The organism is Hydrogenophaga sp. OTU3427 (assembly GCF_038440225.1).
Classification (GTDB): Bacteria; Pseudomonadota; Gammaproteobacteria; order Burkholderiales; family Burkholderiaceae_C; genus Hydrogenophaga.
On the sequence record NZ_JASATI010000002.1, the window covers coordinates 184,207 to 208,072 of the forward strand.

At 69.1% G+C, this 23,866-nt stretch carries 18 protein-coding genes; 7 read left to right on the forward strand and 11 right to left on the reverse strand.

Annotated features, from left to right (window positions below; all coding sequences use genetic code 11):
• Nucleotides 1-68: 68 nt before the first annotated feature.
• The 10 genes from AAHB17_RS02005 to AAHB17_RS02050 all read right to left on the reverse strand — a co-directional run bounded on the left by AAHB17_RS02005 (nucleotide 69) and on the right by AAHB17_RS02050 (nucleotide 9,522).
• Nucleotides 69-2,063: an ABC-F family ATP-binding cassette domain-containing protein gene (locus AAHB17_RS02005; RefSeq protein ID WP_342128751.1), complete on the reverse strand. Its 1,995-nt coding sequence runs from the start codon at nucleotides 2,061-2,063 to the stop codon at nucleotides 69-71.
• Between the two features lie 282 nt (nucleotides 2,064-2,345).
• Entirely contained in the window at nucleotides 2,346-2,621 is a 276-nt protein-coding gene (locus AAHB17_RS02010; RefSeq protein ID WP_342128752.1) for a DUF2277 domain-containing protein, read from the reverse strand.
• 40 nt (nucleotides 2,622-2,661) lie between these two features.
• Nucleotides 2,662-3,294, reverse strand: coding sequence for a DUF2238 domain-containing protein (locus AAHB17_RS02015; RefSeq protein ID WP_342128753.1), 633 nt, complete (start codon nucleotides 3,292-3,294; stop codon nucleotides 2,662-2,664).
• A 20-nt stretch (nucleotides 3,295-3,314) separates the two neighbouring features.
• Nucleotides 3,315-3,470 (reverse strand): hypothetical protein, encoded by a 156-nt coding sequence (locus AAHB17_RS02020; protein ID WP_342128754.1) that lies wholly within the window; start codon nucleotides 3,468-3,470, stop codon nucleotides 3,315-3,317.
• A gap of 155 nt (nucleotides 3,471-3,625) precedes the next feature.
• The gene (gene prmB / locus AAHB17_RS02025) at nucleotides 3,626-4,492 is read right to left on the reverse strand and encodes a 50S ribosomal protein L3 N(5)-glutamine methyltransferase (protein ID WP_342128755.1); all 867 of its coding nucleotides are present in this window, start codon (nucleotides 4,490-4,492) and stop codon (nucleotides 3,626-3,628) included.
• On the reverse strand, nucleotides 4,489-5,661 hold the full coding sequence (dapE, locus tag AAHB17_RS02030) for a succinyl-diaminopimelate desuccinylase (RefSeq protein ID WP_342128756.1): 1,173 nt from the start codon (nucleotides 5,659-5,661) through the stop codon (nucleotides 4,489-4,491). Before dapE ends, prmB begins: the two co-directional genes overlap by 4 nt.
• Before the next feature lie 80 nt (nucleotides 5,662-5,741).
• Complete coding sequence (locus AAHB17_RS02035; protein ID WP_342128757.1) at nucleotides 5,742-6,917, reverse strand: PilT/PilU family type 4a pilus ATPase; 1,176 nt, start codon at nucleotides 6,915-6,917, stop codon at nucleotides 5,742-5,744.
• Nucleotides 6,918-7,073: 156 nt separating this feature from the next.
• Nucleotides 7,074-7,907 (reverse strand): 2,3,4,5-tetrahydropyridine-2,6-dicarboxylate N-succinyltransferase, encoded by an 834-nt coding sequence (dapD, locus tag AAHB17_RS02040; RefSeq protein WP_342128758.1) that lies wholly within the window; start codon nucleotides 7,905-7,907, stop codon nucleotides 7,074-7,076.
• A gap of 32 nt (nucleotides 7,908-7,939) precedes the next feature.
• Nucleotides 7,940-9,187, reverse strand: a complete 1,248-nt coding sequence (gene dapC / locus AAHB17_RS02045) for a succinyldiaminopimelate transaminase (protein WP_342128759.1) — start codon at nucleotides 9,185-9,187, stop codon at nucleotides 7,940-7,942.
• 113 nt (nucleotides 9,188-9,300) lie between these two features.
• Complete coding sequence (locus AAHB17_RS02050) at nucleotides 9,301-9,522, reverse strand: hypothetical protein (protein ID WP_342128760.1); 222 nt, start codon at nucleotides 9,520-9,522, stop codon at nucleotides 9,301-9,303.
• A gap of 297 nt (nucleotides 9,523-9,819) precedes the next feature.
• Here AAHB17_RS02050 and smc point away from each other — a divergent pair, with 297 nt between their 5' ends.
• From smc to AAHB17_RS02085, 7 genes are all read left to right on the forward strand, one after another.
• Nucleotides 9,820-13,353 (forward strand): chromosome segregation protein SMC, encoded by a 3,534-nt coding sequence (gene smc / locus AAHB17_RS02055; RefSeq protein ID WP_342128761.1) that lies wholly within the window; start codon nucleotides 9,820-9,822, stop codon nucleotides 13,351-13,353.
• A 28-nt stretch (nucleotides 13,354-13,381) separates the two neighbouring features.
• The gene (locus AAHB17_RS02060; protein WP_342128762.1) at nucleotides 13,382-14,455 is read left to right on the forward strand and encodes a cell division protein ZipA C-terminal FtsZ-binding domain-containing protein; all 1,074 of its coding nucleotides are present in this window, start codon (nucleotides 13,382-13,384) and stop codon (nucleotides 14,453-14,455) included.
• 2 nt (nucleotides 14,456-14,457) lie between these two features.
• A complete protein-coding gene (gene ligA, locus AAHB17_RS02065) occupies nucleotides 14,458-16,509 on the forward strand; it encodes an NAD-dependent DNA ligase LigA (protein WP_342128763.1) in 2,052 nt (683 codons plus the stop codon).
• Nucleotides 16,510-16,623: 114 nt separating this feature from the next.
• Nucleotides 16,624-17,160, forward strand: a complete 537-nt coding sequence (def, locus tag AAHB17_RS02070; protein ID WP_342128764.1) for a peptide deformylase — start codon at nucleotides 16,624-16,626, stop codon at nucleotides 17,158-17,160.
• A gap of 4 nt (nucleotides 17,161-17,164) precedes the next feature.
• Nucleotides 17,165-18,601: an efflux transporter outer membrane subunit gene (locus AAHB17_RS02075; RefSeq protein ID WP_342128765.1), complete on the forward strand. Its 1,437-nt coding sequence runs from the start codon at nucleotides 17,165-17,167 to the stop codon at nucleotides 18,599-18,601.
• Nucleotides 18,598-19,689, forward strand: coding sequence for an efflux RND transporter periplasmic adaptor subunit (locus AAHB17_RS02080; RefSeq protein ID WP_342128766.1), 1,092 nt, complete (start codon nucleotides 18,598-18,600; stop codon nucleotides 19,687-19,689). Before AAHB17_RS02075 ends, AAHB17_RS02080 begins: the two co-directional genes overlap by 4 nt.
• A gap of 115 nt (nucleotides 19,690-19,804) precedes the next feature.
• Complete coding sequence (locus AAHB17_RS02085) at nucleotides 19,805-22,954, forward strand: efflux RND transporter permease subunit (RefSeq protein WP_342128767.1); 3,150 nt, start codon at nucleotides 19,805-19,807, stop codon at nucleotides 22,952-22,954.
• Here the strand turns inward: AAHB17_RS02085 and AAHB17_RS02090 are convergent.
• Nucleotides 22,911-23,816 carry a LysR family transcriptional regulator gene (locus tag AAHB17_RS02090; protein WP_342128768.1) on the reverse strand — a complete coding sequence of 302 codons (906 nt, stop codon included), beginning with the start codon at nucleotides 23,814-23,816 and terminating at the stop codon, nucleotides 22,911-22,913. The two genes, AAHB17_RS02085 and AAHB17_RS02090, sit on opposite strands and share 44 nt — an antisense overlap.
• Nucleotides 23,817-23,866: the final 50 nt, after the last annotated feature.

A 23,866-nucleotide genomic window follows, 5' to 3' on the forward strand; every position in this document is an offset into this window, starting at 1 on the left:
AATCGTCAACAGATGATAACTGTGCGCATGCCACCCATCGCCCACCGGGGGGTGCCCTCCAAACCGTCTCAGGCTTCCAAAGCCTGCAGCGCCTCGCCCAGTTCCAGCCAGCGCTCCTCGCGCTCGGCCAGCTCGGTGTCGATGGCCTTGAGGCGTTTGCCGATCTCGGCCATCTCGGCCGGTGGCAGGCTGGCCAGCAGGCGTTCATTGAGTTGGGCCTGCTCGGCGTTGAGCGCTTCCAGGCGTTTTTCCACCTCGGCGAGTTCGCGCTTGAGGGGGCGCATCTTCTCGTTGGTTTCCTGGCGGCGCTGGGCGTCGGCGCGGCGTTGCTCGGCGCCACCCAGCCGGGGCGCCTCGGGCGCCGGCTTGGCCTTGGCCGCCGCCAGGGCCGACGCCGCCGCGGCCTGTTCTTCCCTGGCCGCCGCCTGGGCCTTGTTCTGCGCCTGTTCGCGCAGGCGTTTGGATTCGTCCAGCAGGTAGCGCTGGTAGTCGTCCAGATCGCCGTCGAAGGGCTCCACGCCACCGCGCGAGACCAGCCAGAACTCGTCGCACACGGCGCGCAGCAGGGCGCGGTCGTGGCTGACCAGCATGACGGTGCCTTCGAACTCGTTGAGCGCCACGCTCAAGGCCTCGCGCGTGGCGAGGTCGAGGTGGTTGGTGGGTTCGTCGAGCAGCAGCAGGTTGGGGCGCTGCCAGACGATCATGCACAGCACCAGGCGGGCTTTTTCGCCGCCGCTCATGCTGCCCACGGCCTGCTTGACCATGTCGCCGGTGAAGTTGAAGTTGCCCAGGAAGTTGCGCAGTTCCTGTTCACGCGCCTGCGGCGACACCTCCTTGGCCAGGCGGACCATGTGCTCCAGCGGGTTGTCCTGCGGGCGCAGCACGTCCAGTTCCTGCTGGGCGAAGTAGCCGATGTTCAGGCCTTTGCCTTCGGTGATCTGTCCGTCCACCGCCTGCAGCGCGCGCGCCACCGTCTTGACCAGGGTGGACTTGCCCTGGCCATTGGCGCCCAGGATGCCGATGCGCTGGCCGGCCATGACCGATTTGCTGATGCCGTGCACGATGACGGTGGGATCGCCGCCCTCGGTCTCGCTTGGGTAGCCCACGCTCACCGACTCCAGCGACAGCATGGGATTGGGCAGGTTGAGCGGCTCGCGGAACTCGAACTCGAAGTCGGCCTCGGCCAGCACCGGACCCAGCTTTTCCATGCGCTCCAGCGCCTTGACCCGGCTCTGTGCCTGTTTGGCCTTGCTGGCCTTGGCCTTGAAGCGGTCGATGAACTTCTGCAGGTGGGCGATTTTTTCCTGCTGCTTGGCGTAGCTGGTCTGCTGCAGCGCCAGTTGCTCGGCCCGCATGTCCTCGAAGCGGCTGTAGTTGCCGCCGTAGCGGTTGAGCTTGGCGTGTTCGATGTGCAGGGTGACCGTGGTGACCGCGTCGAGGAATTCGCGGTCGTGGCTGATGACCAGCAGCGTGCCTTCGTAGCGGCGCAGCCAGGCCTCCAGCCAGACCAGGGCGTCCAAGTCCAGGTGGTTGGTGGGTTCGTCGAGCAGCAGCAGGTCGCTGGGGCACATCAGCGCGCGGGCCAGCTGTAGGCGCATGCGCCAGCCGCCCGAAAAGCTGTTCACCGGCCGGTCGACCTCGGCGCTGCTGAAGCCCAGGCCCATGAGCAGGGCCTGGGCGCGGGGGATGGCGTCGTGTGCGCCGGCGTCGTGCAGCGCCATGTAGGCATGGGCCATGCGCTCGCCGTCGCCGCTGTCCTCGGCCGCGCTCACCTCCTGCTCGGCCGCCAGCAAGGTGGTGTCGCCTTCGACCACGAAGCGCGTGGCCGGCTGTTCGGTTTCGGGCATGTCCTGTGCGACCTGCGCCATGCGCCACTGCGCCGGGATGCTGAAATCGCCGCTGTCCTCGTGCAGCACGCCGGTGAGCAGGGCGAACAGGCTGGACTTGCCGGCCCCGTTGCGGCCGACCAGGCCGACCTTTTCGCCCGGGTTGAGGGTGGCCGACGCGGCGTCGAGCACGACCTTGACGCCACGGCGCAGGGTCAGGTTTTGCAGTTGGATCATGGGAACACAAGACCGCACCCAAGGTGCGGACGGGGGCCGGAGGCTGGAAAAGAGGGTGGTGTGCGCCCGGAGCGGGCAACGCGCGAAGCCCCGATTGTGCCGCAGTGGCGGGTGGCGTCCCTACAGAGCGGGTCACGCGCCACGTTCATGTGTTTGCTGAACGCGGACTCCGACCCGAGCTTTTGCAGTTGCTCCACGGACGTGATGCCCGGGGCAGTGCGCATGGCCTGAGACCTTGGGTCGAGGTTTTGACGGCCGCAACTGGCACGGCGGCGACCCGCCTCAAGCCTGGGTGCCAAAACGCTCGGCAGACCGGGCCTTTGCCTTGGCGGCCTCGATGTCGCGGTTGCGTGGTTCCGCCGAGGTGACCAGCGAGGACATGAGTTGCCTGGCTGAAGCCGCCACTTGCTCCACCGCCTGGTTGAAGGCCGCTTCGTTGGCCTTGGAGGGCACGTTGAAGCCGCTGAGCTTGCGCACGAACTGCAGGGACGCGTCGCGAATCTCCAGTTCCGTGGCCGGTGGCTCGAAGTTGAAGAGTGTTCGGATATTGCGGCACATGCCAGCCTCCACGTCAGTTGATGGCGTTCCAGGTCCCAGTTCAGGCGCACGCCGCCACTGGGCGGAGCCTTTGCAGTTGGCGATCATGCAGCCGAGACAAGAGGCACAAGGCCGTGACGGCGCCGATGAGCGCGAAAAACATGTCGGACTGCGTGTCCCACGGGTCGCCTTGTGTCCCCAGAAACTCGTCGGCGCCCTGACCGAGTGCCAGCGCCGCGCCCCATTCGATGAGCTCATAGGTCGCGCTGATGGCGAGCACCACGCAGACGACCAGAAAGGCCAGCATGCGGCGTCCTGCCACGTGGCTGCCGCGCAGGAGGATTTCCCGGGCAACAAGCGCTGGCACGAAGCCTTGGGCGAAGTGACCGATCTTGTCGTAGGGGTTGCGGCTGAGGCCCAAAAGCTCCTGCAGCTGGAACCCCAGCGGAACCCTGGCGTAGCTGTAAGCACCGCCCAAGATGAGCACCACTGCGTGGACGAAGATGCACGTGTAGAGCAGCGTCGTGAGGGGGAAGCGCTTGTGGCTGAGCCACAGAACGGGTAAGGCGATCATCACCGGCAGCACTTCCATGAGCCACGTGGCGCGATCGTAGGGGCGCACGCCCGAGACCGCCAGGAGGAACAGAACAACGACCGATGCAAGCACCAGCCACTGCGGACGGGGTGATGACATAGGCGCTGCGCTCCCCTTTGCTAAGCGTTGGTCTTCTTGCCGGTGACGATGGTGGCCACCAGTTCTATGGCTGTCGCCAGTCCGACCAAAACGGCCGCACCTTTGTAGATGCCGATGACCGTGAGGACGACTGACGTCACCAATGCGGCAGCCGAACAGCGGTGATGGGTCTTCATGTGTCTGCCCAACAGGTTGCATAAGCTGGCCGTTGCCCATGGGGAGATGGCAACAGCGCTGGACATTTGTATCACATGACGCGGCGATGGGCCGGTTGAGTCCCTTGCCCCATTCACCGGTTGTGGCCCTGCAACGGTGGCCGGCCCCGGTGCTGTCAGCCGTGCAAATCAGCGGCCGTGAGCAGCAGCACCTGGTCATCCCCCGCACTGGTGCTGAGCCACACGGGCGAGAGGTCTGGGAAGGCGGCTTCGAAATACGCGCGTTCGTGGCCGATTTCCAGCACCAGCACGCCGTGGGGCGAGAGGCGGGAGGGCAGGTCGCGCAGCAGGGCGCGCACGAAGTCCATGCCGTCGGTGCCGCCGGCCAGGGCCAGTTCGGGTTCGGCGCGGAATTCGGCCGGCAGCGCCGCCATGCTGTCGGCGTTGACGTAGGGCGGGTTGCACAGGACGAGGTCGTAGGGGCCGGGGCAGGCGGCCAGGCCGTCGGACTCGATCAGGGTGATGCGGTCCCGCAGGCCGTGGCGCTCGACGTTGATGTGGGCCACGGCCAGGGCGTCGGTGGAGAGGTCGGCGCCGGTTACGGCGACGTCGGGCCAGGCCAGGGCGGCGAGCACGGCCAGGCTGCCGTTGCCGGTGCACAGGTCCAGCACCTGGCGGGTGTCGGCGCCGAGCCAGGCGTCCAGCGTGCCGTCGGCCAGGGGTTCGGCGATCAGGCTGCGCGGGATGATGACGCGTTCGTCGACGTAGAAGGACACACCCTGCAGCCAGGCTTCGCGGGTGAGGTAGGCGGCGGGCTGGCGGGTGGCGATGCGCTGGGCGACCAGCGTGGCCACCTGGTCCTGTTCGGCCTCGGTGATCGTCCGGGCGCCCTCGGTGTCGAGGTCGGCATCCAGCGGCAGGCCCAGGCGCCACAGCACCAGCCACACGGCTTCGTCGAAGGCATGGGTCGTGCCCTGGCCAAAGGCCACGCCGGCTTGTTGGAGTTGCTGCTCGGCGCTGTCGATGAGTTCAGAGAGGGTCATGCGGCAAGGTTTTCCAGCACGCGCCGGTAGATGTTCTTGAGCGGTTCGATGTCGGCCACCGCCACGCACTCGTCGATCTTGTGGATGGTGGCGTTGGGCGGACCCAGCTCGATGACCTGGGGACAGACCTGGGCGATGAATCGGCCGTCGCTGGTGCCGCCGGTGGTGGACAGTTCGGTGGTGATGCCGGTCTCATCCAGGATGGCGGCGCGCACCGCGTCCACCAGGGTGCCGGGGGTGGTCAGGAAGGGGCGGCCGCCCAGCGTCCAGGCGAGCTGGTAATCGGCGTCTTCGCGCAGGCCGTGGCGGGCCAGGGTGTCGCGCACGCGCTGCTGCAGGCCTTCGGGCGTGGATTCGGTGCTGAAGCGGAAGTTGAAGTCGACCACCACCTCGCCGGGGATGACGTTGCTGGCCCCGGTGCCGCCATGGATGTTGCTGACCTGCCAGCTGGTGGGCGGGAAGAAGTCGTTGCCGCGGTCCCACTCGGTGGCCACCAGTTCGGCCAGTGCCGGTGCCAGGCTGTGGATGGGGTTCCTGGCCAAGTGGGGGTAGGCGATGTGGCCCTGGATGCCCTTGACCGTGAGCTTGCCGCTCATCGTGCCGCGCCGGCCGTTCTTGACCATGTCGCCGGTGCGCTCGACCGAGGTGGGCTCGCCCACGATGCAGTAGTCGAGTGTCTCGCCACGGGCCTTCAGGGCGTTGCAGACGATCACCGTGCCGTCGTTGGCCGGGCCTTCCTCGTCGCTGGTCAGCAGGAAGGCGATGGACAGGGCGGGGTCGGGCTGGGCGGCGAGGAATTCCTCCACCGCCACCACCATGGCGGCCAGCGAGGTTTTCATGTCGCTGGCGCCGCGGCCGTAGAGCTTGCCGTCGCGGTGGGTGGGCACGAAGGGGTCGCTGCCCCACTGGGACAGCGGGCCGGTGGGCACCACATCGGTGTGGCCGGCGAACACCAGCGTGGGCGCGGCCAGGCCGTTGATGGCACGGCCTGGGCGCTTGGCCCACAGGTTGGTCACGCGGAAGTCGTCGGGGCCGCTTTCCAGCGTTTCGCAAGCGAAGCCCAGGGGCGCCAGCCGTTCGGCCAGCATGGCCTGGCAGCCGGCGTCGGCGGGAGTGACCGAGGGGCAGGCGATCAGTGCCTCGGCCAGGCGCAGGGTGTCGTGGTTCATGGGTGTGGGGGGACGTACGCGGACGCGCCCGTCTCAGAAGGTGGGGATGAATCGGGCGTGAGGGATTCGTTCACACCTTCTCAATGCTTGACGTCCAGCGTGAACTCGGTGAAAGAGGGACCGGCATTTTCGGCCGCCTGTTCGGCTTCGGCCGCCGCCTTGGGGGCACTGGCAAAGGTGTTCTGCAGGCGCCACAACAGGTTGGTGGGCGAGTCGGCGTAGGCCAGGCCTTCCTTGCGGTCGATGCGGCCCTCGACGATCAGTCGCGCCAGGTCTTCCTCGAAGGTCTGTGAGCCTTCGGCCATGGAGTTCTCCATCGCCTCGCGCACACCGGAGAAGTCGGCCTTGTCGATCAACTCCTGCACCAGCTTGGTGTTGACCATCACCTCCATGGCCGGCGCACGGGTGCCGTCCACGGTGCGCAGCAGGCGCTGCGAGATGATGCCGCGCAGCGAGGCCGACAGGTCGCCCAGCAGGGTGGGGCGCACCTCCACCGGGTAGAAGCTCAGGATGCGGTTGAGCGCGTGGTAGCTGTTGTTGGCGTGCAGCGTGGCCAGGCACAGGTGGCCCGACTGCGCGTAGGCGATGGCGGCCGACATGGTCTCGCGGTCGCGGATCTCGCCGATCATGATGACGTCGGGCGCCTGGCGCAGCGCGTTCTTCAGCGCCACGTGCAGCGACGCGGTGTCGGTGCCGACCTCGCGCTGGTTGACGATGGAACGCTTGTTCTTGAACAGGTATTCCATCGGGTCCTCGACCGTCAGGATGTGTCCGGACATGTTTTCGTTGCGGTGGTCCAGCATGGCCGCCAGCGTGGTGCTCTTGCCCGCGCCGGTGGAGCCGACCATGAGCACCAGGCCGCGCTTGGCCAGGATCATCTCCTTCAGGATCTCGGGCACGCCCAGCGAGTCCAGGGTCGGCACCTCGGTCTGGATGAAGCGGATCACCACTGCGTAGGTGCCGCGCTGGCGCATGCCGCTGATGCGGAAACGCCCCACGCCCGGCATGGCGTGCGCCATGTTGAGCTCGCCCGAGTGCATCAGTTCTTCCATGCGCTCGGGCGCCAGTATCTCGGCCAGCAAGGCGCGCGGCGCATCGGCCGGCAGCACTTGGCCGTTGATGGGCTGCGTCACGCCATTGATCTTGATCTGCACCGGAGAACCGGCCGACATGTAGATGTCGGAGGCCTTCTTCTCGGCCATCAGCCGCAGGATGCGCTCCATCGTGCCGGTGCCGTTGCCGTTGGGGGTGCTCATTCCTGCTTCTCCCAATGAGTGGTCGGAGAGATCACGGGCCGCCGCCGGGCCGCTACCAAGGCGGCCCAGTCCCCTCGGGGCGCAGCGACCCGCGCAGCGACCCGCACAGCGGCGGAGCCCCGGGCTGCGCCCGCAGGGCGTAGAACGCAAGGGGGTTTAGTCACGCAGCAGGTCGTTCAGGCTGGTCTTGGACCGGGTTTGCGCGTCCACCGTCTTGACGATGATGGCGGCGTAGGTGCTGTAGTCCTGACCCGCCTTGGTCTTCTTGGGCAAGTTGCCGCTGATGACCACGCTGCCGCTGGGCACGCGGCCGTAGAGGGTCTCGCCGGTGTCGCGGTTGAAGATGGGGGTGCTCTGGCCGATGTACACACCCATGCCCAGCACCGAGTTCTCTTCAATCACCACGCCCTCGACCACTTCGGAGCGGGCCCCGATGAAGCAGTTGTCCTCGATGATGGTGGGGCCGGCCTGCAGCGGCTCCAGCACGCCGCCGATGCCCACGCCGCCGCTGAGGTGCACGTTCTTGCCGATCTGGGCGCAGCTGCCCACGGTGGCCCAGGTGTCGACCATGGTGCCTTCGTCGACGTAGGCACCGATGTTGACGTAGCTGGGCATCAGGATGGCGCCCTTGGCGATGAAGCTGCCACGGCGCGCCACGGCCGGCGGCACCACGCGCACGCCGGTGGCCTTCATGTCTTCTTCGCTGAGGTGGGCGAACTTGGTCTGCACCTTGTCGAAGAAGGCCAGGTCGCCGGACTTCATCACGGCGTTGTCCTTCAGTCGGAAGGACAGCAGCACGGCCTTCTTGATCCACTGGTGCACGGTCCACTGGCCCACGCCTTCGCGGGTGGCCACGCGCAGCTGGCCCACGTTGAGCTGGGCGATCACGTGCTCGACGGCCTCGCTGACTTCCTTGGGGGCGCTGGTGGGCGACAGGTTGGCGCGGTTGTCCCAGGCGGTGTCGATGATCTGCTGCAGTTGTTGGGTCATGGTGATGCTTGTGAAAAGGAAATCGGAATAACTCAGGCGCGCCAGCCCCGGATGAAGGCCTGGATGCGTTCGGCGGCTTCGACACATTCGGCGGTCTCGGCCACCAGGGCCATGCGCACCCGGTTGGCCCCCGGGTTGGTGCCGCGCGCACTGCGCGCGAGGTAGCTGCCCGGGAGAACGGTCACATTGTATTGAGCCAGCAGGTCGCGCGCGAACAGTTCGTCCGCGCTCAGGCCGGTGCCGGATTGATCGAAGGCGCGGGGCACGCCGGCCCAGAGGTAAAAGCCGGCGTCGGGCAGGCGCACCTCCATCACCTCGGCCAGCATGGGCGTCACGCGGGCGAACTTCTCGCGGTACTGGCGGCGGTTGTCCACCACGTGGTCCTCGTCGTCCCAGGCGGTGATGCTGGCGGTCTGCACCACCGGGCTCATGGCGCAACCGTGGTAGGTGCGGTAGAGGCTGAAGGCCTTGATCAGCGCCGCGTCGCCGGCAACGAAGCCGCTGCGCAGGCCGGGCACGTTGCTGCGCTTGGACAGGCTGGTGAAGGCGATCAGGTTCCTGAAGTCGGCACGGCCCAGCTGCGCCGCCGCTTCCAGCCCGCCCAGCGGTGCTTCGTCGCGGAAGTAGATCTCGCTGTAGCACTCGTCGGAGGCGATCACGAAGCCGTGCTTGTCGCTCAGCTCGAACAGCAGCTTCCACTCGGCCAGCGGCATCACCGCGCCCGTGGGGTTGCCGGGCGAGCAGACGAACAGCAGCTGGGTGCGCGCCCACACGCTGTCGGGCACGGCCGCCCAGTCGATGCCGAAATTGCGCGCCGGCTCGCTGTGGGCGTACCAGGGCTGGGCGCCGGCCAACAGGGCCGCGCCTTCGTAGATTTGGTAGAAGGGGTTGGGGCAGACCACCAGCGGCGGGCCGTCGGCCGTGCGCCGGGAGGCGTCCACCACCACCTGGGTGAAGGCAAACAGCGCCTCGCGCGAGCCGTTGACCGGCAACACCTGGGTGGCCGGGTCCACCTGCAAGCCGTAGCGGCGCGACATCCAGCCCGTCATCGAGGCCCGCAGGGCGGGCGTGCCGATCGTGGCCGGGTAGGCGGCCAGGCCGCCGGCCGGGTCGTTGATGGCATCACACAACGCCTGCTTGAGGAACTCGGGCGTGGCGTGTTTGGGTTCGCCGATGCCCAGGCTGATGGCGCGGTGGCCCGGGCTGGGGGTGACGCCGGCAAACAGCTGGCGCAGGCGTTCGAACGGGTAAGGCTGGAGGTGGGACAGCAGGGGGTTCATGGGCGGGGATTATCCCGGAGAGCCGCGCGGCGCAAGCGCGTGGGTCCGTCGGGCACGCGCTGGGGTGTTGGGGATGGGCCGCGCGGGCCTGGCCGATGCGCCCCCCGGGCCGCTCAGCCCTTGCGGCCCCTGAACACCAGCAGCAGGCCGCCCACGGCGATGGCGCCCACGCCGGCCCAGATCGGGACATTGACCGTTTCTTTTTCCTTGACCGTCAGCTCCAGCGGCCCCAGCTTCAACGCCGTGGTGTCCTTGGTGTAGCTGAAGCCGCCATACACCAGCGCCAGTACACCCGCCACGAGCAGTGTTACGCCAACCAGCTTGATCGAGTTCATGGGTTCTCCTGAAGGTGTGCCGCGGGGCCCCGGATGGGAGCCCGGTCGGCGGCGCATGACGAGGCATTGAATCACACACCGGCACACCGTTGGGTCGCCAGACCGGTTCCGCGCGGCGGCGGCCATCCCGCCCCACCCCGGTACGGCGCGTGCAGCGGCCGATACGCCTGGATGCTCAGTTAACATCCAGCATCACTTCCCGTGGCCGGGTGCGGCTTCCGGCGGGAAAAATCGAACAAAATCAAGCTTCTGCATCAGGTGTCCTGTCCTTTGAGGGTGGGCCAACAGGGATTTCGCGTGCGTCTCAATTCGATCAAGCTGTCCGGCTTCAAGTCTTTCGCCGAGCCGACCAACTTCATGCTGCCGGGCCAGTTGGTGGGCGTGGTCGGGCCCAATGGCTGCGGCAAGTCCAACATCATGGACGCGGTGCGCTGGGTGCTGGGTGAATCCAAGGCCTCCGAACTGCGCGGCGAATCCATGCAGGATGTCATCTTCAACGGCACCAACCACCGCAAGCCGGCCAGCCGCTCCAGCGTGGAGCTGGTGTTCGACAACGCCGACCACCGCGCTGGCGGCCAGTGGAGCCAGTACGCCGAGATCGCGGTCAAGCGCGTGCTCACCCGCGACGGCACCAGCAGCTACTACATCAACAACCAGCCGGTGCGCCGCCGCGACGTGCAGGACGTGTTTCTGGGCACCGGCCTGGGCCCACGTGCCTACGCCATCATCGGCCAGGGCACCATCAGCCGCATCATCGAGAGCAAGCCCGAGGAACTGCGCCTGTTCCTGGAGGAAGCCGCCGGTGTCTCCAAGTACAAGGAGCGCCGCCGCGAGACCGCCAACCGACTGAACGACACGCGTGAAAACCTCACGCGGGTCGAGGACATCCTGCGCGAGCTCAACGCCAACCTGGAGAAGCTGGAGAAGCAGGCCGAGGTGGCCGCGCGCTACAAGCAGCTCAACGCCCAGGTGACACTGCGCCAGCAGCAGCTGTGGTTCTTGAAGCGCAGCGACGCCGAAGCCGAACTCGCCCGCGTGCAGGCCGAAGGCCTCAAGGGCGTGAACGAGCTTGAATCGCGCGTGGCCGACCTGCGCCACATCGAGGCCGAGCTCGAAACCCTGCGCCAGGCGCACTACGCCGCCGGTGACCAGGTCAACCAGGCCCAGGGCAAGCTCTACGAGGCCAGCGCCGAGGTGGGCAAGCTCGAAGCCGAGATCCGCTACGTGGTCGAAGGCCGCCAGCGGGTCGAGCAGCGCCTGTTGCAGCTCAAGGAACAGATCGCCCAATGGACGGCCCGCAAGGAAGACGCCGCGGTGGAGTTGGAGAACCTGGCCGCCACCGGCGAACAGGCCGAGGAGCAGGCCGAGATCCTGGCCGCGCAGCTGGAAGACGAGGCCCAGCGCCTGCCCGCGCTCGAGGACGCCCTGCGCCAGGCGCAGGCGCGCAGCAACGAGCAGCGCGCCGGGGTGACGCAGATCCAGCAGCAAATCCAGGTGCTGGCGGCCGAGCAGCGCAGCATCGAAGAGCAATCGCGTGCGCTCAATACCCGCCGTGAGCGCCTGGCCACCGACAAGAACGCCCTGGCCGCGCCCGACGACGCCCGGCTGCACCAGCTGGAAGCGCAGTGGCAGGCCGCCCAGGCCACCCAGGAGGAAAGTGATGCCCGCCTGCACGAGCTGCAAGAGCAAGTGCCCGGCCTGGACGACGACCGCCGCGCCCGCCAGCAGGCGCTCAACAGCGAATCGGCCCGCCTGGCCGAGCTGTCGGCCCGCATGGAGGCGCTCAAGGCCTTGCAGGAAAAGGTCAAGACCGACGGCAAGCTGCGCCCCTGGCTGGCCCAGCACGGCCTCGACGGCATGGCCGGGCTGTGGAGCAAGCTGCACATCGAGACCGGCTGGGAAAACGCGCTCGAAGCCGCGCTGCGCGAACGCATGGGCGCGCTGGAAATCTCGCGCCTGGACATGGTGCGCGGCTTCCTGGGCCACCAGAGCCAGGACGCACCGCCTGCCAAGCTGGTTTTCTACAGCCCGCCCAGCGGCGCGGCGGGGGCCGACACCGGCATCGCTGGCTTCACGCCGCTGGCCCAGCGCCTGCGCCTGAACGACGCCGGACTGCAGGCCCTGCTGACCGAGTGGCTGCACGGCTGCTTCACCGCGTCGACGCTGGAGGATGCCCTGGCCCAGCGCGCCCAGTTGCAGCCCGGGCAGCAGGTGTTCGTGCCCAGCGGCCACGTGGTGGGGGCCCACAGCGTGGGTTTCTACGCCCCCGATTCCGAACAGGCCGGCCTGCTGGGCCGCGCGCAGGAAATCGAGAACCTGGAAAAAGACCAGCGCGCGCAGTCGCTGATCCAGGACGAGGCGCGCACGGCCCTGACCCGCGCCGAAGCCGCCTACGCTGACGCCTCGCAGCGCCTGGTCGGTGCCCGGCGGGAGGCCAGCGAGGGCCAGGGCCGCGTGCACGGGTTGCAGGTGGAGGTGCTGCGCCTGCGCCAGCTGAGCGAGCAGGCGCGGGCCCGAGGCGCGCAGATCGCCGACGACATGGCCGAGGTCGACGCCCAGCTGGAGGACCTGCAGGAGCGCCGCGTGGCCGCCGAGGCGCGCTTCGAGGAACTCGACATGTTGCTGGCCGACAGCCAGGAACGCCACAGCCAGCTGGACGACGCGGTGATCGAGGCCGAGCGCCGGCTGGGCCAGGCGCGTGAACAATTGCGCACGCTGGAGCGCCAGGCGCAGGAGGCCACCTTCTCGCAGCGCAGCCTGCAGGCGCGGCGCAGCGAGCTGGAGCGCGCGGTGGACACCGCCGGCCAGCAGGTGCTGTCGCTCACCGACGAGGACCAGCGCGCGCGCGACGAACTGTCGCGCCTCAGCGATGCCGCCGCCCAGGGCGGCCTGCAGGACGCGCTCAACACCAAGATGGAGCGTGAGCAGGCCCTGGCCGCCCAGCGCAGCCAGTACGACGATCTGACCGCCAAGCTGCGCGCCAGCGATGAGCGCCGGCTCCAGACTGAACGCGCACTGGAACCGCTGCGCGCGCGCATCACCGAATTCCAGCTCAAGGAACAGGCCGCCCAGCTGGGCATCGAGCAGTACGCCCAGCTCCTGACCGAGGCCAACGCCGACCTGGCCGCGATTGCCGCAAGCATCACGGCCGACAGCGTGCGCCTGACCGGGCTGCAGGGCGAGATCGACCGTGTCAACCGCGAGATCGCCGCTTTGGGTGCGGTCAACCTGGCGGCGCTGGACGAACTGACGGCGGCGCGCGAGCGCAAGGGCTTCCTCGACGCGCAGATGAAGGACCTGCTGGACGCCATCGGCACGCTGGAGGACGCGATCAAGAAGATCGACGCCGAAACGCGCGACCTGCTGGGCAGCACCTTCGACACCGTCAACCACCATTTCGGCAAGATGTTCCCCGAGCTGTTCGGCGGCGGCAACGCCAAGCTGATGATGACCGGCGAGGAAATCCTGGACGCGGGCGTGCAGGTGCTGGCGCAGCCGCCAGGCAAGAAGAACCAGACCATCCACCTGCTGTCGGGCGGCGAGAAGGCGCTGACCGCCATCGCGCTGGTGTTCGCCATCTTCCAGCTCAACCCGGCGCCTTTCTGTCTGCTGGACGAGGTGGACGCGCCGCTGGACGACGCCAACACCGAGCGCTACGCCAAGCTGGTGAGCAGCATGAGCAAGGAAACCCAGTTCCTGTTCATCAGCCACAACAAGATCGCGATGGAGATGGCCGAGCAACTGATCGGCGTGACCATGCAGGAACAGGGCGTCTCGCGCATCGTCGCGGTGGACATGGAATCGGCCGCCAGCCTGGTGGACCTGGCCTGAGCACCCCCTGCATCAACGGATACGACACATGAGCACATTGCAACTCAGCCTCATCGTCATCGGCGTGCTGGTGCTGGCCGCGGTGATGGCCTACAACGCCTGGGTCACGCGCCAGAGCACCTCGCGCAAGGCGGCCCAGCGCGAGATCAACGCGCCCGCCAGCACCGAGGGCGGCCAGCGCATCGAGCCCGTGCTGGACGGCGAGGGGCAGGCCGCGGCCGAGTCGCCGGCCGATGCCGGCGACACCGTGCCACCGCTGCCGACCATGCCCCTGGCCGACAAACGCCTGGGCCTGGACCCGCTGATCGACATCATCGCGCCGCTGGCGCTGGAGGCCGTGGTGTCGGGCGACGCGGTGCTGGCCGCCCTGCCGCGCTCGCGCCGCGTGGGCACCAAGCCCTTTGCGGTGGAAGGGTTCAATGCCAGCAGCGAGGAATGGGAAGCGCCCCGCGCCGGCCAGCGCTACCAGGCGCTGCAGGCCGGCGTGCAGCTGGCCAACCGCTCGGGCGCGCTCAACGAGATCGAGTTCTCCGAGTTCATCGTCAAGGCCCAGGCCTTCGCCGACGTGATGGCGGCCGCGCCCGAGTTTCCCGAGATGCTGGAGGAGGTGGCCCGCGCGCGCGAGCTGGACCAGTTCGCCAGCACCCACGACGCCCAGCTCGGCTTCATGCTGCGCGCCCGGCGCGCCGCCTGGAGCCCGGGTTACGTGACCCAGAGTGCCGCCCGGCTGGGCTTCGTGCCGGGCGCCTTGCCCGGGCGCATGGTCCTGCCCGGTGACGTCGACAACGCGCCCATCCTGAGCCTGCAGTTCGACACCCAGGCCGCGCTGGCCGAGGATCCGGAGCAAAGCGCCTTGCGCGAGGTCAGCCTGTCGCTGGACGTGCCCCACGTGGCGCGCAGTGAGCGCCCCTACCAGCGCATGCGCGAAGCCGCCGCCAGCCTGGCCCAGGCCATGGACGGCGTGGTCACCGACGACAACGGCCAACCCCTGGCCCAGGAACTGATGGACCGCATCGGCGCCGACCTCGAAAGCCTGTACGACGCGCTGGACGGCCACGATCTGTCGGCCGGTTCGCCTCAGGCACGCCGACTTTTTTCCTGAACATGGACACCATGGACCTTTTTTCGGCCGACCCCGACCCGGCCGAACGCGCCGCCGTGCTGCGCGCCCAGCTGCAGCACCACGCCCACCGCTACTATGTCCTCGACGATCCGGAGCTGCCGGACGCCGAGTACGACCGGCTGTTCCAGGAACTGCAGGCTTTGGAGGCCGAACACCCCGAACTGCTGACCCCTGATTCGCCCACCCAGCGGGTGTTGGGCAAGGTATTGGACGGTCTCACGCCGGTGCGTCATGCGGTGCCCATGTTGTCCATCGACACCGAGACCGACACCACACCCGAGGGCGCGCGCAACTTCGACATCCGCGTGCGCAATGCGCTCAAGCTGGCCGAGGACGCACCGCCGGTCGAATACGCGGCCGAACTCAAGTTCGATGGCCTGGCCATGAACCTGCGCTACGAGCGCGGCGTGCTGGTGCTGGCGGCCACGCGCGGCGATGGCGAAACCGGCGAGGACGTGACGCAGAACGTGCGCACCATCGGACAGATACCCCTGCGCCTGCAGGGTGTGGACGCAGAGGTGCTCGAAGTGCGTGGCGAGGTCTACATGCGCCGCGACGATTTCGAGCGCCTGAACGAGAAACAGCGCGAGAGGGGCGACAAGACCTTCATCAACCCGCGCAACACCGCCGCCGGCGCCATCCGTCAGCTCGACCCGGCCTTGGTGGCCCAGCGGCCCTTGAGCTTTTTCGCCTATGGGCTGGGCGAGGTGTCGGGCTGGACCGTGCCACCCACCCATGGCGCCTTGCTGGACGCGTTCGCCGCCATGGGCCTGCCGGTGTGTGCCGACCGGGCCGTGGTGCTGGGCGCCGAAGGTTTGGTGGCGTTTCACGCCGCCATGGGCGCCAAGCGCGACAGCCTGCCTTTCGACATCGACGGCATCGTCTACAAGGTCAATGCGTTGGCCCTGCAGCAGCAGCTGGGCTTCAAGACCCGCGAGCCGCGCTGGGCCGTGGCCCACAAGTACCCGGCGCAGGAACAGCTGACCACGGTGCTGGCCATCGACGTGCAGGTGGGCCGCACCGGCAAGCTCACGCCCGTGGCCAAGCTGGCGCCGGTGTTCGTGGGCGGCGTGACCGTGACCAACGCGACGCTCCACAACGAGCTGGAGGCGCGCCGCAAGGACGTGCGCGTGGGCGACACGGTGATCGTGCGCCGCGCGGGCGACGTGATTCCCGAGGTGGTGGGTGTGCTGGCCGACAAGCGTCCGGCGGGCGCGTCCGAATTCACCATGCCCACCCAATGCCCCGTGTGTGGCAGCGCGGCCGTGCGCGAGGAAGGCGAGGCCGACCACCGCTGCACCGGCGGCCTGTTCTGCAGCGCGCAGCGCAAGCAGGCCCTGCTGCATTTCGCCCAGCGCCGGGCGCTGGACATCGAGGGCCTGGGCGACAAGCTGGTGGACCAGTTGGTGGATGCCGACGTGGTCAGGACCTTGCCCGACCTGTACCGGCTGGGCCTGAACGCGTTGGCCACGCTGGACCGCATGGCCGACAAATCGGCGCAGAACGTGCTGGAGGCGCTGGAGAAAAGCAAGCAAACCACGCTGCCGCGTTTCCTGTTCGGCCTCGGCATACGCCACGTGGGCGAGGCCACGGCCAAGGCGCTGGCGCGGCATTTCGGCAGCCTGGACGCGGTCATGGACGCGCCCCTGGAACAGCTGGTCGAGGTGGACGACGTGGGCCCGGTGGTGGCCCAGAGTCTGCGCACTTTCTTCGACCAGGCCCACAACCGCGAGGTGGTGGAGCAGTTGCGTGCCTGTGGCCTGAGCTGGCCCGAGGGCGCGCCCGCCGAACGTGCGCCCACACCGCTGAGCGGGCTGACCTTTGTCGTCACCGGCACCCTGCCCACGCTGGGCCGCGAGGACGCCAAGGCGCTGATCGAGACCGCCGGCGGCAAGGTGGCGGGCTCGGTGAGCAAGAAGACCCACTACCTGCTGGCCGGCGCCGAGGCCGGCAGCAAGCTGGCCAAGGCCCAGGAGCTGGGCGTGCCCGTGATCGACGAGGCGCGGCTGTTGGCCATGCTGGCGGCCGGCTAGGCAGGCCCGGCACAGGGTGGCGGCTTGGCCGACCGAGAGGCCAATAGCGGCGGACGGGTCACGCATAATGATATTGTTGATTCCTACCCTGGCGCCGCTCGCGCCAACACACGCATGGCCGTACACCCGATCCTGAAAATGGGCGACCCACGCCTGCTGCGCATCGCGCAGCCGGTGCGGGCCTTCGACACGCCCGAACTGCACCAGCTCGTCGCCGACATGCAGGACACCATGGCCGCGGCCAACGGCGCCGGCCTGGCGGCGCCACAGATCGGCGTGGACCTGCAGGTGGTCATCTTCGGCTCGGGCCAGGTCAATCCGCGCTACCCGCAGTACGAGCCCATCCCGCGCACGGTGCTGATCAACCCGGTGCTCACGCCCCTGGGCGACGAAGAGGAGCACAACTGGGAAGGTTGCCTGTCGGTGCCCGGCCTGCGCGCCATGGTGCCGCGCTTCAAACGCATCCGCTACACCGGTGTCGACGCCAAAGGGCAGGCCATCGACCGAACGGTCGAGGACTTCCATGCCCGGGTGGTGCAGCACGAATGTGACCACCTCATCGGCAAGCTTTACCCCATGCGGGTGCGTGATTTCAGCCAGTTCGGTTTTGCCGAGGTGATGTTTCCCGAGCTGCCGGTCGAGGACGACTGACGCCATGCTGGCCCGCACGTTTCCCCTGTGGCTGGGCTGTCTGCTGGTGGGCTGCAGCCTGCCGCAGCGGCCCGATCCCGCGCCGGCGGTGGCGCTGCCGCTCCAATGGCAGGCGCCGCCCTTGCCCCACGCGGGCAGCACCGAGCACCTGGGCCAATGGTGGTCGCGCTTCAACGATCCGGTGCTGAGCCGCTGGATCGCGCGTGCCCAGGCCGCCAGCCCCAGCGTGGCGTCCGCCCGCGCCCGGGTGTTCGTGGCACGCGCCACCAGCCTGGGCGTGGCGGCCGATACCGGCCCGCAGGCCGTGCTGGTGGGGCGCGCCAGCCGTGGGCAGACCGACCCACTGCAGCCGCTGGGCAGCCTGCTGAGCGCCGGCGCCGAGGTGTCGTGGGCGTTGGACCTCTGGGGCGAGGCCGGCGCCCGCCGCGACAGCGCCCAGGCCCAGCAGGACAGCGCCAGCGCCGGCTGGCACGACGCCCGCGTGCTGGTGGCGGCGGACACCGCCCGTTTGTATTTCGCGCAGCGCCTGTGTGTGGTGTTGCTGGGCGTGGCGGCGGCCGACCGCGATTCCCGCGCCGCCACCGCGGCCGCCACGACCGTTGCCGAACAGGCGGGCCTGACCGCCCCCGCCGTGGCCGCCCTGGCGCGCGCCAGCCGCGCCGACGCGGCCGGCCGCCACGGCCAGCAGGCCCAGGCCTGCGAACGCCAGATCAAGGCCTTGTCGGCCCTGACCGGTCTGGCCGAACCCGAACTGCGGGCCGAGCTGCGGCAGGCGCCCGACCTGTCGGCCTGGCTGGTCTCGGACGAGGCCGACCGGGCCTTGTCGGTCGGTGCGTTGCCGGTCGAGATCATCCGCCAGCGCCCTGACGTCTACCGTGCCCAGCGCGAGCTGGTGGCGGCCAGCGCCCAGGTCGGCGTGGCCCAGGCGGCCTTGCTGCCCAGCCTCAGCCTGTCGGGCAACCTGTTCCTCAACCGTTTCTCGGGCGCCGGCGCCGAGGTGGGCTTCGAGACCTGGTCCATCGGGCCGCTCACGCTGCGGCTGCCGCTGCTGGGCCGCGAGCGCCTGGACGCCGGTGTCGCCAGCGCACGCGCGCAATACGAGGCCGCATCCAAAGCCTACGCGGCGACCTTGCGGCAGGCGGTGTCCGAGGTGGAGCAGGCCCTGGTCAGCCTGTCGGCCCTGGGCCAGCGCCGCATCGACGCGCAGGCCGCGGCGCAGGGCTATGGCCAGTCGTTCGTGGCCACCGAGGCGCGCCACCGGGCGGGCCTGGCCAGCCTGAACGAACTGGAAGACGCGCGGCGCCTGCAGCTCAACGCGCAGAACGCCATGCTGGCGCTGGAGCAGGAACGGGTGGCCACCTGGATAGACCTCTACGTGGCGCTGGGTGGGGGCTTCGACCCCATGGCCAGCGCGCAGGAAGCACTGAAGGACAAGCCATGAAGATGCACAAGCCCTTGTGGCTCGCTGCGGTGGTCGCGTTGGGCGGACTGGTGTGGAGCGGCCACCGCAGCGCCACGGCGCTGGCTCAGACGGCGGCAACCGAGGCCCGCCCGGCCATGACCGTCACCGTGGCCCGACCCACGCGCGACACCTTGCCCCTGCTGCTGCAGGCCAATGGCAACGTCGGCGCGTGGCAGGAGGCCAGCGTGGGCGGCGAGGTGGCCGGCCTGCGGCTGGCCAGCGTGCGGGCCGAGGTGGGCGACCGCGTGCGGCGCGGCCAGGTGCTGGCCACCTTTGCCAGCGACAGCGTGGAGGCCGAACACCAGCAGACCCGCGCCAACCTGATGCTGACCGAGGCGCAGATGGAACATGCCCGGGCCGAGGCCGCGCGGGCCCGCTCGGTGGCCGACACTGGCGCCTTGTCGCGTTCACAGATCGACCTCTACCTGACGCAGGAAAAAGTGGCCGTGGCTCAGTGGGAATCGGCCAAGGCCGCGCACGCGGCCACCGCGCTTCGCCTGCGCCAGACCCAGGTGCAGGCGCCCGACGATGGCCTGATCTCGGCCCGCAGCGCCACGGTGGGCGCGGTGTCCGGTTCCGGCCAGGAGCTGTTCCGGCTGGTGCGCCAGGGTCGCATGGAGTGGCGCGCCGAGCTCACGGCCAGCGAGGTCGGGCGGGTCAAGGCCGGCACCCGGGCCGAGGTCACCACCGCCGCCGGCCTGCGCCTGTCGGGCACGGTGCGCGCCGTCGCGCCCGTGGCCGATGCCCAGACCCGCAACATCACGGTCTACGTGGACCTGCCGCGCCACGATGAACTCAAGGCCGGCACCTTCGCCCGTGGCCAGTTCCAGCTCGGCCAGAGCAGCGCGCTGACCGTGCCCGCCCAGGCCGTGGTGGTGCGCGACGGCCACAACCACGTGTTCGTGATCGACGCCACCAGCCACAAGGCCAGCCAGCGCAAGCTGGTGGTGGGGCGCCGGGTGGGCGAGCGGGTCGAAGTGCTCAGCGGCCTGAAGGCCGAGGAGGCGGTGGCGGTGCAGGGCGCCGGTTTCCTCAACGAGGGTGATCTCGTGAAGGTGGTGCCATGAGAAGGCCCGCAGCGCACGCGCATCCCAGGCCGGGAGCGCCGCGGAGCTGGCTTCGCCAGGCCGCAGGTGTTGCCCCCTTGAGGGGGAAGCGCCGCCGGCGCATCGGGGGGGATCGATGAACGTTTCCGCCTGGTCCATCCGCAACCCGATCCCGGCGGCCATGCTGTTCGTCATGCTGACGCTGGCCGGGCTGTTCTCGTTCCAGTCCATGAAGGTGCAGAACTTCCCGGACCTGGACGTGCCCAACATCACCGTGGTGGCCAGCCTGCCGGGCGCCGCACCCAACCAGCTGGAAAACGACGTCGCCCGCAAGATCGAGAACAGCCTGGCGGCGCTGCAGGGCCTCAAGCACATCTACACCAAGGTGCAGGACGGCACGGTGTCCATCACCGCCGAGTTCCGCATCGAGAAGGACACCCAGGAGGCGCTGGACGACGTGCGTTCGGCCGTGGCCAAGGTGCGCGGTGACCTGCCCACCGACCTGCGCGAGCCCATCATCAACAAGATCGAGCTGGCCGGTGGTGCGGTGCTGGCCTACACCGTGGCCTCGGACCGCATGGACGACGAAGCCGTGTCGTGGTTCGTTGACAACGACATCGCCAAGCTGCTGTTGTCGGTGCGCGGCGTGGGCGCGGTCAATCGCGTGGGCGGCGTCAACCGCGAGGTGCAGATCCTGTTGGATCCGCTCAAGCTGCAGGCCCTGGGCACCACCGCGGCCGACGTGTCGCGCCAGCTGGCCAAGGTGCAGATCGAAAGCGCCGGGGGCCGCGCCGACCTGGGCGGCAGCCAGCAGCCTCTGCGCACCCTGTCGGCGCTGAGCTCGGCCGAGGACCTGGCGCGGTTGGAACTGTCGCTGCAGGACGGCCGGCGCGTGCGGCTGGAGCAGATCGCCAACGTCGTGGACGGCATCGCCGAGCCGACGGCGGCGGCCTTCCTGGACGGCAAGCCGGTGGTGGGTTTCGAGGTCGCGCGCAGCCGTGGCGCCAGCGAGGTGGAGGTGGGCCATGGCGTGCGCGCCAAGCTCAAGGCGCTGCAGGCCAGCCGGCCCGACCTGCGCATCACCGAGTCCTTCGACTTCGCGACGCCGGTGGAGGAGGAATTCAACGGCTCCATGGAGTTGCTCTACGAAGGCGCCATCCTGGCGGTGCTGGTGGTGTGGCTGTTCCTGCGCGATTTCCGCGCCACGGTGGTGTCCGCCGTGGCCTTGCCCCTGTCCGCCATCCCTGCCTTCATCGGCATGCACTACATGGGTTTCACCATCAACGTGGTGACGCTGCTGGCCATGTCGCTGGTGATCGGCATCCTGGTGGACGACGCCATCGTGGAGGTGGAGAACATCGTGCGCCACCTGGCGCTGGGCAAGACCCCGTTCCAGGCGGCGATGGAGGCGGCCGACGAGATCGGCCTGGCCGTGATCGCCACCACCTTCACCCTGATCGCGGTGTTCCTGCCCACCGCCTTCATGTCGGGCATCCCGGGCAAGTTCTTCAAGCAGTTCGGCTGGACGGCGTCCTTTGCGGTGTTCGCCTCGCTGGTGGTGGCGCGCGCGCTCACGCCCATGATGGCGGCCTACCTGCTCAAGCCGGTGGTCACCGCCGAGCACCGCCCGGCCTGGGCGCGCCGCAACGCGCTGCTGGGCCGCGTCTGGGCCTGGATGAGCCACCAGAACGAGCCGGCCTGGCTGACCGTCTACGGCCGCTGGGCCGCCTGGTGCCTGCGCCACCGCTGGATCACCATGGTGGGCGCCGGCCTGTTTTTCTTTGGCTCGCTGGCGCTGATCCCGCTGCTGCCGCAGGGCTTCATCCCGGCCGACGACAACTCGCAGACCCAGGTCTACCTGGAGCTGCCGCCCGGCGCCACGCTGGCCCAGACCGTGGCCACGGCCGAGGCGGCACGCCTGCGGGTGGCGGCGGTGCGCCACGTCAAGTCCATCTACACCACCATCGGCTCAGGCTCGGCCGGCAGCGACCCGTTTGCGCCGCAGGGCGCGGCCGAATCGCGCAAGGCGGCACTGACCATACAGCTGGACGCCCGAGGCGCCCGCCCGCGCAAGCAGGTGATTGAAAACGACATCCGCGCCACCATGGCCGCGCTGCCGGGCGTGCGCAGCAAGGTGGGCCTGGGCGGGTCGGGTGAAAAATACATCCTGACCCTGACCGGCAACGACGCGAATGCGCTGGCCGATGCCGCACGCGCCATCGAACGCGACCTGCGCACCATCCAGGGCGTGGGCAGCATCCAGTCGAGCGCGGCCCTGGTGCGCACCGAAATCAGCGTCACGCCCGACCTCGCCCGTGCCGCCGACCTCGGCGTGACCAGCAGCGCCATCGCCGAAACCCTGCGCATCGCCACCGTCGGCGACTACGACAACGCGGTGCCTAAGCTCAACCTGGCCCAGCGCCAGGTGCCCATCGTCGTCAAGCTCGACGCGTCTGCCCGGCAGGACCTGGAGGTGCTGGAACGCCTGGCCGTGCCGGGCGCGCGTGGCCCGGTGATGCTGGGCCAGGTGGCGACATTGGGTTTTGGCGGCGGCCCGGCGGTCATCGACCGCTACGACCGCTCGCGCAACATCAATTTCGAGGTCGAGCTGGCCGGCATCGCGCTGGGCGACATGAAAACGGCGGTGGCCCGCCTGCCCAGCGTGAGCAACCTGCCGGCCGGCGTCAGCGTGCTGGAGATCGGCGATGCCGAGGTGCAGGGCGAGCTGTTCGCGAGTTTCGGCCTCGCCATGCTGACCGGCGTCCTGTGCATCTACATCGTGCTGGTGCTGCTCTTCAAGGCCTTCCTGCACCCGTTCACCATCCTGGCCGCGCTGCCGCTGTCGCTGGGGGGCGCCTTCGTGGCCCTGCTGCTCACGGGCAAGAGTTTTTCCATGCCCTCGCTGATCGGGCTGATCATGCTGATGGGCGTGGCGACCAAGAACTCCATCCTGCTGGTGGAATACGCCATCGAGGCGCGGCGCGCGCATGGGTTGGGCCGGCGCGAGGCCATCCTGGACGCCTGCCACAAGCGGGCCCGCCCCATCGTGATGACCACCATCGCCATGGGCGCCGGCATGCTGCCGATCGCCGTGGGCTGGGGCGCGGCCGACAGCAGCTTCCGCTCGCCCATGGCGGTGGCGGTGATCGGCGGCCTCATCACCTCCACCTTCCTGAGCCTGCTGGTGATCCCGGCGGTGTTCACCCTGGTGGACGACGTGGCGCAGTGGCTGCGCGGGCTGTTCAGGCGCCACCCGGCGGCGCCAGCCGTGCCAACAGCATCCTGACGTAGGTGGACGCCCGGTCACCGGGCGGCGAACACAGCAGGATGCGCCGACGCGCCCAAGCATCGGCCAGCGGGCGGCAGGCGATGCCCGGCCGGGTGGCTGCGGTCCGCACGACGGCGCGCTCGGGCAGCAGCGCCAGGCCCGCTCCGGCCTCGGCCAGAGCCAACAGGCCATCCGCCGAATCGATCCGGGCGCGGTGGTGCAGCAACAGACCGGCTTGTGAGGCTTGGCGTTGCAGGAAGCGCGACAAGGCCGCGGTTTCCGGCAACCCGATCAGTGGCCACCCCGCGCAGTCGCGCAGCAGGACGGGGTTGGGCAGGCTGGCCAACTGGGTGGCCGTGCCTGCCACCACGAGTTGATCCGTGTAGAGCGGATGGGTCTCCAGCCCGCTGGTGTCGACCGCGTCTGACAGCAGGCCCGCATCCAGCTCGCGCGCGTGCAGGGCGGCCAGGATGTCGGCGCTGGCGAGTTCGCGCAGGTCCAGGTCGATGTCGGGGTGGTCAGTCAGGAAGGCGCCCAGAACCTCGGGCAGCCAGTCGCGCAGGGCGGCGGTGTTGGCGGCCAGCCGGATGCGGCCGCGCAGCCCGCGCGAGTAGGGCGCCAGGGCATGGCGCAGGCGCTCTGCCTCCTGCAGCAACGCGCGGGCGTGGGGCAGCAGTTCCTGACCCGCGGCGGTGAGTGCCATGCCTCGGCGCGAGCGCTGCAGCAGTGTCACGCCCAGTTGCTGCTCCAGCTCCCGCAGCCGGGTGCTGGCGGCGGCCAGCGACAGATGTACCCCACGCGCGCCTGCGGTGAGCGAGCCGCCGTCCACCACCGAAAGGAAAAGCGCCAGGCTGCGTGGATCGATGTGTGGGGTGTGCATGCTTTCAAGAATCCGAAGGTTGACATCCGATTTTTGCGATAGGCATGCGG

Bases quoted from the DNA above. Each gene is read 5' to 3' on its own strand.
- AAHB17_RS02050 (WP_342128760.1), bottom strand. From the start codon at position 9,522: ATGAACTCGATCAAGCTGGTTGGCGTAACACTGCTCGTGGCGGGTGTA.
- dapD (WP_342128758.1), bottom strand. From the start codon at position 7,907: ATGACCCAACAACTGCAGCAGATCATCGACACCGCCTGGGACAACCGC.
- AAHB17_RS02005 (WP_342128751.1), bottom strand. From the start codon at position 2,063: ATGATCCAACTGCAAAACCTGACCCTGCGCCGTGGCGTCAAGGTCGTG.
- dapE (WP_342128756.1), bottom strand. From the start codon at position 5,661: ATGAACCACGACACCCTGCGCCTGGCCGAGGCACTGATCGCCTGCCCC.
- dapC (WP_342128759.1), bottom strand. From the start codon at position 9,187: ATGAACCCCCTGCTGTCCCACCTCCAGCCTTACCCGTTCGAACGCCTG.
- AAHB17_RS02035 (WP_342128757.1), bottom strand. From the start codon at position 6,917: ATGAGCACCCCCAACGGCAACGGCACCGGCACGATGGAGCGCATCCTG.
- ligA (WP_342128763.1), top strand. From the start codon at position 14,458: ATGGACACCATGGACCTTTTTTCGGCCGACCCCGACCCGGCCGAACGC.
- AAHB17_RS02080 (WP_342128766.1), top strand. From the start codon at position 18,598: ATGAAGATGCACAAGCCCTTGTGGCTCGCTGCGGTGGTCGCGTTGGGC.
- AAHB17_RS02010 (WP_342128752.1), bottom strand. From the start codon at position 2,621: ATGTGCCGCAATATCCGAACACTCTTCAACTTCGAGCCACCGGCCACG.
- AAHB17_RS02075 (WP_342128765.1), top strand. From the start codon at position 17,165: ATGCTGGCCCGCACGTTTCCCCTGTGGCTGGGCTGTCTGCTGGTGGGC.
- prmB (WP_342128755.1), bottom strand. From the start codon at position 4,492: ATGACCCTCTCTGAACTCATCGACAGCGCCGAGCAGCAACTCCAACAA.
- def (WP_342128764.1), top strand. From the start codon at position 16,624: ATGGCCGTACACCCGATCCTGAAAATGGGCGACCCACGCCTGCTGCGC.
- AAHB17_RS02090 (WP_342128768.1), bottom strand. From the start codon at position 23,816: ATGCACACCCCACACATCGATCCACGCAGCCTGGCGCTTTTCCTTTCG.
- AAHB17_RS02060 (WP_342128762.1), top strand. From the start codon at position 13,382: ATGAGCACATTGCAACTCAGCCTCATCGTCATCGGCGTGCTGGTGCTG.
- AAHB17_RS02085 (WP_342128767.1), top strand. From the start codon at position 19,805: ATGAACGTTTCCGCCTGGTCCATCCGCAACCCGATCCCGGCGGCCATG.
- AAHB17_RS02015 (WP_342128753.1), bottom strand. From the start codon at position 3,294: ATGTCATCACCCCGTCCGCAGTGGCTGGTGCTTGCATCGGTCGTTGTT.
- AAHB17_RS02020 (WP_342128754.1), bottom strand. From the start codon at position 3,470: ATGAAGACCCATCACCGCTGTTCGGCTGCCGCATTGGTGACGTCAGTC.